General features: G+C 65.6%; 11 protein-coding genes. 7 read left to right on the top strand and 4 right to left on the bottom strand.

Annotated features, from left to right (window positions below):
• Position 1 precedes the first annotated feature (1 nt).
• A complete protein-coding gene (locus VGM71_RS02500; RefSeq protein ID WP_331542213.1) occupies positions 2-721 on the bottom strand; it encodes a CoA transferase subunit A in 720 nt (239 codons plus the stop codon).
• 172 nt (positions 722-893) lie between these two features.
• On the opposite strand from VGM71_RS02500, the gene gndA reads away from it, so the two are divergent.
• Positions 894-2,309: an NADP-dependent phosphogluconate dehydrogenase gene (gene gndA / locus VGM71_RS02505; RefSeq protein WP_331542214.1), complete on the top strand. Its 1,416-nt coding sequence runs from the start codon at positions 894-896 to the stop codon at positions 2,307-2,309.
• Positions 2,310-2,470: 161 nt separating this feature from the next.
• On the top strand, positions 2,471-4,798 hold the full coding sequence (gene gspD, locus VGM71_RS02510) for a type II secretion system secretin GspD (protein WP_331542216.1): 2,328 nt from the start codon (positions 2,471-2,473) through the stop codon (positions 4,796-4,798).
• A gap of 197 nt (positions 4,799-4,995) precedes the next feature.
• On the opposite strand, the gene VGM71_RS02515 is transcribed toward gspD, so the two are convergent.
• A complete protein-coding gene (locus VGM71_RS02515; RefSeq protein WP_331542217.1) occupies positions 4,996-5,616 on the bottom strand; it encodes a hypothetical protein in 621 nt (206 codons plus the stop codon).
• A gap of 88 nt (positions 5,617-5,704) precedes the next feature.
• Between VGM71_RS02515 and VGM71_RS02520 the strand changes: the two genes are divergently transcribed.
• Genes VGM71_RS02520 through VGM71_RS02540 form a run of 5 tightly spaced genes read left to right on the top strand, consistent with a single transcriptional unit; the run spans position 5,705 to position 10,262 of the window.
• Positions 5,705-7,258, top strand: a complete 1,554-nt coding sequence (locus VGM71_RS02520; RefSeq protein ID WP_331542218.1) for a protein adenylyltransferase SelO — start codon at positions 5,705-5,707, stop codon at positions 7,256-7,258.
• A 36-nt stretch (positions 7,259-7,294) separates the two neighbouring features.
• Positions 7,295-8,353 (top strand): class I SAM-dependent methyltransferase, encoded by a 1,059-nt coding sequence (locus tag VGM71_RS02525; RefSeq protein WP_331542220.1) that lies wholly within the window; start codon positions 7,295-7,297, stop codon positions 8,351-8,353.
• On the top strand, positions 8,350-9,051 hold the full coding sequence (locus VGM71_RS02530; protein ID WP_331542221.1) for a 16S rRNA pseudouridine(516) synthase: 702 nt from the start codon (positions 8,350-8,352) through the stop codon (positions 9,049-9,051). Before VGM71_RS02525 ends, VGM71_RS02530 begins: the two co-directional genes overlap by 4 nt.
• 46 nt (positions 9,052-9,097) lie before the next feature.
• Positions 9,098-9,628 (top strand): superoxide dismutase [Cu-Zn] SodC, encoded by a 531-nt coding sequence (sodC, locus tag VGM71_RS02535; protein WP_331542222.1) that lies wholly within the window; start codon positions 9,098-9,100, stop codon positions 9,626-9,628.
• A 43-nt stretch (positions 9,629-9,671) separates the two neighbouring features.
• Positions 9,672-10,262, top strand: a complete 591-nt coding sequence (locus VGM71_RS02540) for an alpha-ketoglutarate-dependent dioxygenase AlkB family protein (RefSeq protein WP_331542223.1) — start codon at positions 9,672-9,674, stop codon at positions 10,260-10,262.
• Between the two features lie 109 nt (positions 10,263-10,371).
• Here VGM71_RS02540 and VGM71_RS02545 read toward each other — a convergent pair whose 3' ends face one another.
• A complete protein-coding gene (locus VGM71_RS02545) occupies positions 10,372-11,442 on the bottom strand; it encodes a GGDEF domain-containing protein (protein ID WP_331542224.1) in 1,071 nt (356 codons plus the stop codon).
• 260 nt (positions 11,443-11,702) lie between these two features.
• Entirely contained in the window at positions 11,703-12,662 is a 960-nt protein-coding gene (locus VGM71_RS02550; RefSeq protein WP_331542225.1) for a CorA family divalent cation transporter, read from the bottom strand.
• Positions 12,663-12,715 lie beyond the last annotated feature (53 nt).

The following is a 12,715-nucleotide window of genomic DNA, read 5'->3' on the forward strand; positions in this document are numbered from 1 at the left end:
CTCAGGCGCGCACGGTGCGCTGTTCAATGCGCTTCGACGGCGCGGGATTATGCACGATGCGGTCCACGTAGATGCCTGGCGTGTGGATGTGGTCCGGTTCCAGCTCGCCCACCTCGACCATGACCTCCACTTCGGCGATGCAGACCTTGCCGGCCGTGGCGACCATCGGATTGAAGTTGCGCGCTGTCTTGCGGTAGACGAGGTTGCCGGACGGATCGGCCTTCCACGCCTTCACCAGGGACACATCGGCCACGATGGAGCGCTCCATCACGTACATGTGCCCGTCGAACTCGCGGGTTTCCTTGCCTTCAGCCACCTGGGTGCCGTAGCCGGTGCGGGTGAAGAAGGCCGGGATGCCGGCGCCCCCGGCGCGCAGCTTCTCGGCCAGGGTGCCCTGCGGGGTGAACTCCACCTCCAGTTCGCCGGCGAGGAACTGGCGTTCGAATTCCTTGTTCTCGCCCACGTAGGAAGAAATCATCTTGCGGATCTGGCGGGTGCCAAGCAGCTGGCCCAGGCCCACGCCGTCGATGCCGGCGTTGTTGGAGACGGCGGTGAGTCCGGTCACGCCGGAATCGCGCAGCGCCTCGATCAGCAGTTCCGGAATGCCGCAGAGGCCGAAACCGCCAACGGCGACGGTCTGCCCATCGGCCACGAGACCGGCCAGTGCCTCGCGGGCGCTGGCGACGCGTTTGTCGCGCGAATGCGACTTCACCTGGTTCATGCGCATCGATTCCTTCCGGACGGTCCGCCGCCGGTTCGCCGCCCATGATAGCCGAGCCCGGCGAGGACCTTCGCCGCAGTGCGGGAAACTTGCAAGAACCCATGGCCGTGATGGCGCTTTGATGGGAGGGGTTCCATCCTGAAGCCTTTCCCCCCAGCCGGAGACCTTCCTCATGAGCAAGCAGAAGATCGGCGTGATCGGCATGGCCGTGATGGGTCGCAACCTTGCCTGGAACATAGAGAGCCGCGGGTACGCGGTATCCATCTTCAATCGCAGCAAGGAGAAGACAGACGAGGTCATGGCGGAGAGCCCGGGGAGGAAGCTGGTGCCGTCGTATACGCTCGAGGACTTCGTGGATTCGCTGGAAAAACCGCGCCGGATCCTGCTCATGGTGCAGGCAGGCGCCGGTACCGATGCCGTCATCGCGCAGCTGCGTCCGTTGCTTGACAAAGGCGACATCCTGATCGACGGCGGCAACACCTACTACAAGGACACGGTCCGGCGCGGCGAGGAGCTGGCTGCCGACGGGCTGCACTTTATCGGCACCGGCGTATCCGGCGGCGAGGAGGGCGCGCTGAAAGGGCCTTCGATCATGCCCGGTGGCCCACGTGACGCTTATGACCTGGTGGAGCCGATCCTCACCGAAATCGCGGCGCGGGCACCAGACGGCGAGCCCTGCGTCATCTACATCGGCCCCGGCGGTTCCGGGCACTACGTAAAGATGGTGCACAACGGCATCGAATATGGCGACATGCAACTGATCGCCGAAAGCTACGCCGTGCTCAAGCACGTGGCTAGCCTTTCCAACGTGGAACTGGCCGACGTTTACCGCGAATGGAACGAGGGCGAACTCGACAGCTTCCTCATCGAGATCACGTCGAAGATCTTTCGCCGGAAGGACGACAAGAGCGGAAAGATGCTTGTGGACATGATCCTGGATCGTGCCGCGCAGAAGGGCACGGGGAAATGGACGAGCCAGAGCGCGCTGGACCTTGGCGTTCCGCTCACCCTGATCACCGAATCGGTGTTCGCCCGGGTGCTGTCGTCCATGAAAGAGGAACGCGTCGCCGCCGCCCGGGTGCTGGCCGGGCCGGAGGCTCCCCGATTCAGTGGCGATCGCAAGGCTTTTATCGAGTCCGTGCGCCGCGCGCTTTACATGAGCAAGATCATTTCCTACGCCCAGGGCTTCGCCCAGCTGCGGGCGGCTTCCGACGAAAACCGGTGGGACCTCGATTACGGCGGCATCGCGAAGATCTTCCGCGCCGGTTGCATCATCCGGGCGCGCGTGCTGCTGCAGAAGATCACCGATGCCTACAAGAACGACGGAGCGCTGAGGAACCTCCTGCTCGACCCGTATTTCCGCGATGTGGCCCGGAACTACCAGACGGCCTTGCGCGAGGTGGTGGGCGAGGCGGTGAGGGTGGGCGTGCCGGTGCCCGGCTTTTCGGCGGCCGTGGCCTATTACGACAGCTACCGTGCCGAGACGCTGCCCGCCAATCTCATCCAGGCGCAGCGCGATTTCTTCGGGGCGCACACCTTCGAGCGCGTGGACGAGAAGGGTAGTTTCCACGCGGAATGGGCCGAATGATGGCTTCTAGGAACTTTCTGAATTTGTTGTAAGTCTAATCCCGTGATCCATGTCGGCCACGGGGAGCTAGCGCTGTAGAGACCCTCCCTTTAGAGTTGGCGGATCGGCGGTAGGCCAGGGGTCGGCATCATGCCGAGTCCAACGAGGGAGTACGTTGTTCCATGCCTAGAAGTTCTCTGATCGCCGCTACGGCGCTCGCGGTCGCGCTTGCCGGCTGCTCGACGCTGCCGCAACCGCGCGACGACGGATCGCTGCAACGCGAGGCGCTGGCCGGCATGGAAAAGCCGGTGCCGAAGCCGATGGCGGTGGGCGACACCAATCCGCCGGTGCCGCCGGTGGCGGCGCCGGACATCACCACGGGCACGGGCGAGTTCGTCAAGCCCGTGGGCCTGGCCAAGCCCATGCCGGTCGCGGCCGGGGCGGGCACGGTCACCTTCAATTTCGAGAACCAGCCGGTCGAGTCGGTGGTCAAGGCGATCCTGGGCGACCTGCTGCACGAGAACTACTCGATCGTGCCGGGCGTGCAGGGCAACATCTCGTTCTCCACCTCGCAGCCGGTGACCAGCGAGCAGGCGCTGCCGATCCTGGAGACGCTGCTGTCGTGGACGGGCAATGCCCTGGTCCAGACCAACGGCCGTTACGTGGTGCTGCCGTCCAAGGAGGCGGTGGCGGGCAACCTGGTGCCGAGCATCGGCGCCGCGGCGCCGCCGGGTGGTTTGCAGGCCCGCCTGTTCCCGCTGCGTTTCATCTCGGCCACGGAGATGCAGAAGCTGATCAAGCCGTTCGCCCGGCCGGATGCGACCCTGCTTGCCGATCCGACGCGCAACGTGCTGGTGATGGCGGGCACGCCGACCGAGCTCGACAACTACGAGCGTACGGTCAAGACCTTCGACGTGGACTGGCTGCGCGGCATGTCGGTGGGTGTCTTCAGCCTGCAGCGCGCCGAGGTCAAGGAGTTGACGCCCACCCTGGACAAGTTGTTCGGGGAAAAGGGCAACACGCCCATGGCGGGTTTGCTGCGCTTCATTCCCATCGAGCGGACGAACTCGCTCGTCGTGATCAGCCCGCAGCCGGCCTACCTGGAAGAAGTCAAAAGCTGGATCGACCGGATCGACCGCGGCGGCGGCAACGAGCCGCAGCTGTACGTCTATGACGTGCGCAACGTGCAGGCCTCCGATCTCGCCCAGTACCTGTCGGATATTTACGGCGGCGGATCAGGTGGCAGTCGCTCCGGCGACAGCGGTGGCCGCGTAGGCCCCGGCCTGAGCTCGGGCACGCTCGGCGGCGGCGATAGCGACCTCGGCAATCGCGACGGCTCCGGGCTCGGCAGCACCACGGGTGCTTTCGGCAACAGCTCTTCGTCCGGTTCGCTCCTCAATACGACGAACAACAATGGGCTCAACGGCTCGTCCTCGTTGTCGGGCATGGGTAGTGGTTCGTCGCTTGGCTCCTTCGGTTCGAACGGCAGCAGCGGCTTCGGCGACGACTCGTCGTCGCGGCGCCAGCACAGCGGTCCGGTGACCACCGATGAAGGTGTACGGATCACTTCGGTGGACTCGAACAACCAGCTGATGGTGCGGTGCCGGCCGGCGCAGTGGACGGAGATCGAGCAGGCGATCAAGCGCCTCGATGCCGTGCCGCTGCAGGTGCAGATCGAAACGCGCATCCTCGAGGTGGCGCTGACGGGTCAGTTCCAGTTCGGCGTGCAGTGGTACCTGGAAGGATTGGTGGGTGGCACCAACGGCAGCGTCGGTCAGCCGGGCAACAAGCAGCAGTGGGCTTTGGGTGACGGTGGCAACAGCTTCCGTCAGGGCCAGGACGCGTTCTTCTATTCGTTCGTCAACAACAACCTTGCCGTCGCACTGCGCGCGATGGAGACGAGTGGCAACACGAAGACGCTGTCGGCACCGTCGCTTGTCGTGCTGAACAACCAGAAGGCCCACATCCAGGTCGGCGACCAGATTCCGATCACGCAGACCTTCGTGAACACCAGTGCGAACACGGACAACACGATCGGCCAGGTGGAATACAAGGACACCGGCGTGATCCTCAACGTGCGTCCGCGAGTGAATCCGGGCGGCTTGGTGTACCTCAATATCAACCAGGTGGTCAGTGCGCCGGGTGTGAAGGACACGGCGACCGGCAACTTTCCGATCCAGCAGCGCGAGGTCGCCACCCAGGTGGCGGTGCAGAGTGGGCAGACGGTGCTTCTGGGCGGCCTTATCAAGCAGCAGGAAGGATTGACCGATACGGGTATTCCCGGGCTCAACCGGATACCGGTGCTGGGCCGCCTGTTCGGTTCGACCACGCGCAACCGCGACCGCACCGAGCTGATCGTGCTGATCACGCCCCGCGTGATCAGTAACGGCGAGGAAGCCAAGCAGGTGACGGACGAGTACCAGCGCAAGTTCGAGTCGCTGCGGCCGTATCGCTCTGAAGCCAGACTGGGTAGCGGCGAGCCCACCGTGACGGTGCCGCTCAAGCCCTGAACAGCGTCCGACCTTCAGGTAGGCGCGCTCCTACCCGAAAGGAGCGCTCCTACTCAGTGGGCGAGGGGGTTAGGGTAGCTGAGCTTCGGCTGTACCGACTGAAGCCAAGCTGGGCGCCGACGCGCCGACGCGCCGACGCACCGGCGGTGACGGTACCGCTCGACAGGCCTTAGGCACCTGCCTGCCTTCGGACTTATCTACTCGTAGGCCCCTACGGACATCGGCCAGGTCCGGCGCAGGTCGGGCATGCCAGGGACGGTGGTCCGTTGCGGCAGGGGCAGCGGCATGCGTAGCCCGGGAATGCCCCCGGTGGCGTCGCCGACGATCGCGATGACGCAGCCGCCGCTTTCCTGCGACGTGCCGAACGAGAGCCGGCCCCAGGGCATCTGCATCACCACGTAGCGATTGGGCAGCATCGAAGGTGCGGCGGGCAGGACGGTTTCGGATTCCGCGGCATGGAATGCCTCGTCCAGTCCGGAGCGCTGGAAGCACGGGCGCTGTTCGAGTTGGATGGATGTAAAGCGGACGATGGGTATGTCGCCGCCTTCGTCGATGCCGCGTGCCTCGAAAGCGCTCACCCGGAAGCCGTCGCGAGTGACGAAGGGCATGCTCCGCACGATCTGCGGCGGGGCGTCGGCCGTGGGATGCAGGCCGCCGGGCAGCTTGTCCGACAGGGCATCCATGGCGTTGGGCAGGGTGCCCATGGTCGCGTTGATGATCTCCACCAGCGTCTTGCCGCTGCGCGGCACGGCCAGCGGTTCGGCGCCCGCGGGCAGGGCCGGAATCGCGAGCAGGGCCAGGGAGAAGAGGAGGCGCATGGGTCCGGGACGGGAAGGTCGGGGCGCTAGTGTGCACGAGTTGAGGGGGAACCTTGCATGTGCCGGCGATCGCCCGGATATGGGGGGGATGATCGATCTTCGTTTTGACAATGCCTTCGTCCGCGAACTTCCGGCCGATCCCGAGACGTCGAACGTGCCGCGCCAGGTCGCCGGCGCCGCGTTCTCCTGGGTTGAGCCGACGCCGGTACCGGCGCCGCGAACCATCGCGGTTTCCGGTGAAGTAGCGGGCATGCTCGGCATCGCCCCCGACGCGCCGGACTTCGCCCAGGTTTTTGCCGGCAACGCGCGCTGGCCGGGCATGACCGGCTACGCCATGGCGTATGGGGGGCACCAGTTCGGGAACTGGGCGGGCCAGCTCGGCGACGGCCGGGCCATCGGGCTTGGCGAGGTGCTCACGCCCCGCCATGGGCGACAGGAAATCCAGCTGAAGGGCGCGGGGCGAACGCCATACTCTCGTGGTGCCGATGGCCGGGCTGTGCTGCGCTCGTCCATCCGCGAGTTCCTGTGCAGCGAGGCCATGCACCATCTCGGCGTGCCCACGACGCGGGCACTATCCTTGGTCGCCACGGGCGAGAGCGTCGTGCGCGACGTCATGTACGACGGCCATCCGGCGCCCGAGGCCGGGGCCATCGTCTGCCGCGTGGCGCCTTCGTTCCTGCGCTTTGGTTCCTATGAGCTTCCCTCGTCGCGCGGGGATGTCGACCTCCTGCGTCGTCTCGTGGATTTCACCATCGCGACCCATTATCCGCAGTTCGCGGGGCTTCCCATGGACGACGGATACGCAGCTTTCTTCGCGGAGGTATGCGAGCGCACGGCCGTGCTCATGGCCCAGTGGATGCGGGTTGGCTTCGTGCACGGCGTGATGAACACGGACAACATGTCCATCCTCGGCCTCACCATCGACTACGGCCCCTATGGCTGGATCGACAACTTCGATCCGGACTGGACGCCGAATACCACCGACCGCATGCACCGCCGCTACCGCTTTGGCCAGCAGCCGCAGATAGGCTATTGGAACCTGCAGAGGCTCGCGCAGGCGCTGTCGCCGCTATTCGACGGGGTCGGGCCCCTGCAGTCAGGGCTGGATCGCTACGTGGAAACCTTCGGGGCGACGGACGCGGCCTTCTCGGCGGCGAAGCTGGGCCTGGCCCAGTCGCAGGCTGGCGACGAGGAACTCGTGGCGGATCTTCGCGGCCTGCTGCTGACGGGCGGCATGGACATGACCATCTTCTTCCGCGACCTCGCTTCGCTGGACCTTGCCGCGCCGCAGGTGGGCAGCGTGGGTGCCGCCTTCTACGAGGAAGCCGGCCGCATCGCCGTCGACGAGCCGTTGCAGGCCTGGTTACACCGCTATGCCGACCGGGTACGAGCCGACGAGTCCCCGGAGGAGGAGCGGCTGGCATTGATGCACGCGAGCAATCCTCGGTACGTGCTGCGCAACTACCTTGCCCAGGAAGCGATAGACAGGGCGGAGCAGGGCGACGAGGAAGGCATCCACGCGCTGCTCGATACCCTGCGGCGACCGTACGACGAGCAGCCGGGCAAGGATCATCTGGCCGGGAGGCGCCCGGAATGGGCGCGCGAACGCGTGGGATGTTCCATGCTTTCCTGCAGCAGCTAGAATCTGCGGTCCCCTTTCTCGACCAAGGTCCTCGCGTTGTCTGCCGGTTCCGCTTCCGACGCTGCCCTCGATGCGCTGTTCGTGCCGTTCGCGACGGGAGAACTGAGCCTGCCCGCGGACGACAGCCTGCTTATCCTTCGTGCCCGCGATGGCTTCGTTCTACGCGAAAAGCGCCGGCCCGGCTGGACCTTGCAGCAGTCCTTCAAGCCGGCGGCGGACGCTTTGGCGCGATCCGGTTTTGCCGTGCTGCCGGAGATCCCGGAAGGGCGCTACCGCGTGGTGATGGTGCTGCCGACGCGACAGCGCGAGGAATCACGCGCCCTTTTCGCGCAGGCCATGACGCTCGTCGACGCGACCGGCGTCGTGGTCGCGAGCGTTCCCAATGCGGAAGGTGCAAAGACTGCCGAAGCCGACTTCGCGCTGCTCGCCGGTGGCGTCGCTCGCCTCTCTAAACACAAGTGCCGCGTATTCTGGACGCGGCCGGGTACCGCGCCGGATGCCTCGCTGCTCGGGGGATGGCTCGCCCTTGATGAGCCGCTGCCCACGGCCGACGGACGCTTCATGACACGGCGCGGCCTGTTCGCCTGGGACCGCGTGGACACCGCGTCATCCTTGCTTGCCAGTGTCTTACCCACCTCCCTTTCCGGCCGGGTGGCCGATCTGGGCGCTGGATTTGGCTATCTCGCCTGCGAGGTCATCGCTCGATGCCCTGCGGTAACCGCCGTAGACCTGTATGAAGCGGAAGCGCGCGCGCTGGATCCCGCCCGACGGAATCTCGCGGAAGCGATTGCCCGTTCCGGCCGCGATGTCGCGACGACCGTGCGTTGGCACGACGTCGCCCACGGCATCGACGCCGGCTACGACACCATCGTCGCGAATCCACCTTTCCACCAAGGGCGCGCCGACGATCCATCGCTGGGCCGCGCGTTCATCGCCGCGGCCGCCCGGGGGCTGGCCACGCACGGCAGCTTCTGGATGGTCGCCAATCGTCATCTCGCTTACGAAGCCACCCTCGATGCTTGTTTCGCCAGCGTGCGAACCGTCGCCGAGCGCGACGGCTTCAAGGTCGTCGAATCCCGGGAGCCCCGCCGATGAAACTCGTCCGCCTGTTGGCGAACCTCGGCTATGGAAGCCGTAAGCAGGTTGCGGCGATGTTCCGCGAAGGTCTGGTCACGGATGCGGCGGGCGAGGTGCTCTACGCCGATGACAAAGTCGAACACGCCGATGTGCGCTTCGACGGCGAACCGCTCGATCCGCCGCAGGGCTTGCTGCTCATGCTCAACAAGCCTACGGGGTATACCTGCTCGCGCAAGGATGTGGGCCGCCTCGTCTACGATCTGCTGCCACCGCGCTTTTCGCTGCGCAATCCCGTTCTGTCCACGGTGGGCCGGCTCGATCGCGATACGTCGGGCTTGCTGCTTTTTACTGACGAAGGTCAGTTGCTGCACCGGATCATTTCGCCAAAGGCCTCGGTGCGGAAGGTGTACGAAGCGACCCTGGCGTCCGACCTGCGTGGCGACGAGGGCCCTACGTTCGCCGCCGGCACACTGATGCTGGAAGGTGAAACCGACCCGCTGGAGCCCGCCGCACTGGAAATACTCGGCCCGCGCCATGCCCGCCTTACCCTCACGGAAGGTCGCTACCATCAGGCCCGCCGCATGTTCGCGGCCGTGGGCAACCACGTGGAGACGCTGGAGCGCGTAGCCCTGGGAGGCCTGACGCTCGATGGACTGCCGCCGGGCGAATGGCGGCAGTTGACGATCGAAGACACGGCCCGCATTTTCCAACGTTAAAAAAAGGGTGCAGTATCGGGGTTCCCTCGAACTCAAGGAGCCGACGATGAATCGTATAGCCGTAGCGATGGCCGGATTGCTGGTTTGCGCCGGCGCACAGGCCGCCGACAAGAGCGTGACCGTGCCGATGACCCTCGTTTCCGCAAGTGGCGAAGGCGCCTCCGTCGGCAAGGTCACCGTGACCGAGAGCGCCGAAGGCCTGGTCTTCACCCCTGACCTGAAGGGCCTGCCGGCGGGCGAGCACGGGTTCCACCTGCACGACAAGTCGAGCTGCGCGCCGGGCGAGAAGGATGGCAAGAAGGGCGCCGCACTTGCCGCGGGCGGCCATTACGACCCGGCGCACACGGGCATGCACGAAGGTCCGGATTCCACCTCGGGTCATGAAGGCGACCTGCCGAAGCTCACCGTGGGTGCCGACGGCACCGACACCACGGCGGTCACCGCGCCACGCCTGAAGAAGCTGGCCACGCTGAAGGGCCACGCGCTCATGATCCACGCAGGTGGCGACAACTATTCCGACAAGCCCGAGGCACTGGGCGGCGGCGGTGCGCGCATCGCCTGCGGCGTGGTCAAGTAAGGAAACAATGGCCCAAAGCGGTCTTTTCGCTGCGGAACCGCTCGTGATCGTCGACGACGAGCACGGGCGGTTCGCCTACGAGCCGGGCGTCGTCGCGCCCGAAAAAGCAGAGGCATGGTTCGCGACCCTGCTGGCCGACATCCCCTGGGAAGCGCAGCGTCGCGCCATGTATGGTCGCCAGGTGGACGTGCCGCGGCTGGTGCAGCATTACGCGCTGGACGATCCGGGCCTGCCTCCGGTACTGGGCGAGGCGGGCAGGGAAGTCATTGCGCACTCCGGCGTGCCTTTTACGTCGGTCGGCCTCAACCTTTACCGCGACGGTCGCGACAGCGTCGCTCCGCATAACGACCACCTCGAAGAACTCGCCGAAGGCGCACCCATCGCACTGTTGTCGCTGGGAGCGGCGCGGCGGATGTCGCTACGCGAACGGGAAGCGCCGAAACGCGCGTTCGACATCGACGTGGAGCCGGGCAGCCTGCTCACGATGAGCTACGTCACCCAGTTCCATTACGACCATGGCATCCCGAAGACGCGCGCGGCGGTCGGTGCGCGGATCAGCCTGGCATTTCGCGTCCGGCCGGATGGGCAGGCTGGCGGGCGGCGTTATATTTCAAAGCGGGCCGGTGCTATGTAGGAGCGCGCCTGCGCGCGACATGTTTTCGCGAAAGTCCCCGGCCTTGCGCGCCAGCTCCGAGTCACGGCCTCAAAACATGTCGCGCGCAGGCGCGCTCCTACATGGGCCTTTAGAACAGGTCGATGCTGCCTAGTGTCACCGGCGAGGCCAGTTCGCCGCGTGCCGTCAGTGATTCGTACCCATGCACGCTGTCGCGCCCGTTCTGCTTGGCGAAATAGAGCGCCTTGTCCGCACGGTCCAGCACGATTTCCGGGTAGTCGTTCTCGGTGATCCGCGCATAGCCGATACTGACCGTGACATGGCCCACCTGCGGATAACCATGACCGGCGACGAACTGGCGGAAGCGGTCGAGCACCACGTGCACCGCCGCTTCGTCGCGTGCCGCGATCAGCATGACGAATTCCTCGCCGCCGAAGCGGAACATCACGTCGCCCTGGCGGAAGCTCGCGCGCATCTGCTGGGCGAGCATGAGGATCACCTCGTCACCGTAGACGTGGCCGTAGGTATCGTTGATCCGCTTAAAATGATCGATGTCGAGGATGGCCAGGAAGAGCTGGGAAACGTCGTCCTGGGGCTGGCGCTGCTCCTTCCCCCCGGGCGAGGCACCCCGTGCCCGCTGGCGCTGCAGCTTGAGCAGCCGTTGAAGCCGCTGTTCGAAACTGCGCCGGTTGTACAGGCCGGTAAGCTTGTCCCGCTCGCTTTCGTTGAGCAGGGCAATGTAATTGCCGTAGATGCGGGCGAAACCCTCCACCATCGAGCGGACCTCATCCAGCGAATCCTTTGCCTCGAGCATCAGCGCGCCGATGGCCGCGTGCTCCCGCTGGATGGGGATGACCAGACGGTTGGTGCCGTCCTCGGTGACGTCGCTGATGGCTTCGAGGGTCTCCATGGCGCACACGATGGTGTCGATGGGATCGCCTTCGCGGCCCGGATCGATCGCCTCGACCACGAACCCGCCGCCGGGCTTGCGCGAGCAGACCACGATGGAATCCACCGGGTGCTGCAGGCTCTCGCCGCGCTTGCAGAGGGTGACGCTGCTGACGTCGACCAGCTCGGCCAGCGAAAGCACCACGCTGTGGTCCAGCGCGTCGATGTCCCGGTGATGGGTGAACTCGGCCACGGAGGCGAGCAGGCGGGATTCCGGCAGCGTGCCGGCGAGGGCGTGCCACGGAGCTTTCATGGCGGCGTTTTCCCTGCCACCGACCTGTCGCGATATAGGCAACTGACTGGCACCGACACTCCCTCCCCCGAGAAGAGCGCGCCACCGCAGCGGGCCCCAAGTGCGTCTGTCCGGCAATCCAGGCTCGGCGACCCACGTGGGTATGTCGGCTGGCCAGCCAATAACTTTAGGGCGAAACCGGCAAAAAGTAAAAATATGTGAACCAGGTCACACTTACCTGCCTTCACAAACGTGAAGGCAGGGGCTAGGGCATCGGCCTTTCAGTCCCCCTCAAGCCAGCCCCGCCATTTGAAGAACAGAACGGGCAACACGATGCTGATAAGGATGGCCGCGATCGCCATTGGGTAGCCAAAGCTCCAGTCCAGTTCCGGCATCCTTTTGAAGTTCATGCCCCAGACGCCCGCCAGGATCACCGGCGGAATGGTTGCCACGGAGGTGACGGTGAGCACCTTCATGACATGGTTCTGGTCGGTACTGATGAAACCCAGGCTGGCATCGAGCAGGAACTGCAGCTTGTTGGTGACCTGGTCGTCGAACTCGTCGAGGGTGCGCAGGTCGTGGTCCACCACACGCAGGCGCAGCTCCACCTCGTCGGACATCCACGCGGGTTTCTTGGCGCGGGCGAAGGAGACGATGCGCTGCACGCCTAGCATCGACGAGCGGTTGCGCGCCTGCTCGCCCTCCAGGCGGCCCACCTCGAGCATGCAGCTGCGCAGGGCGGGGGTGCCGACCCGGGTGCGGGTGAAGATGCGGTCGGAGAGCTTCTTCAGGTCGGCCGACACGTCTTCCATGCGTTTCGCCGCCAGGTTCACGATCGCCTCGATGAGTGTGGCCAGCACGTCGGCACTGGAATCCCAGCGATGGGCAGCGCAGCTCTCGCTGGCCAGGTCGAACGCTGGCGATTGCTCGAAGCGCAACGTCATCAGCACGTGGTTGGTGACCACGATGCCCACGGGCGCCGCGTGGTTGTTGCCGGTGTCGGCGAAGTAGGGGATCGACAGGTACATCGCGTCGTCGTCCGTGCGGATCCGGCTGGACAGTGCCAGGCTCACGATGTCGCCGCGCTCGGGAACGCGCAGGCCGGTGATCTCCGCGGCGCAGTGGCGTTCCTCGTCATTGGGGTTGAGGAGGTCGATCCAGATCGGTGCCGGGGGTTTGCCCATGCCGGCCGCCCAGTGGATGGGGGCACCGTGTTGTCCGTGTTCGTGGATGATCAGCACGTGGGGTATTGTCCTCTGATTGTCGGCGCGGGCAGTTTACGCCTACGCGGAAC

It is taken from the genome of Luteibacter sp. (genome assembly GCF_036499525.1).
In the GTDB taxonomy this organism is placed as follows: Bacteria; Pseudomonadota; Gammaproteobacteria; order Xanthomonadales; family Rhodanobacteraceae; genus Luteibacter.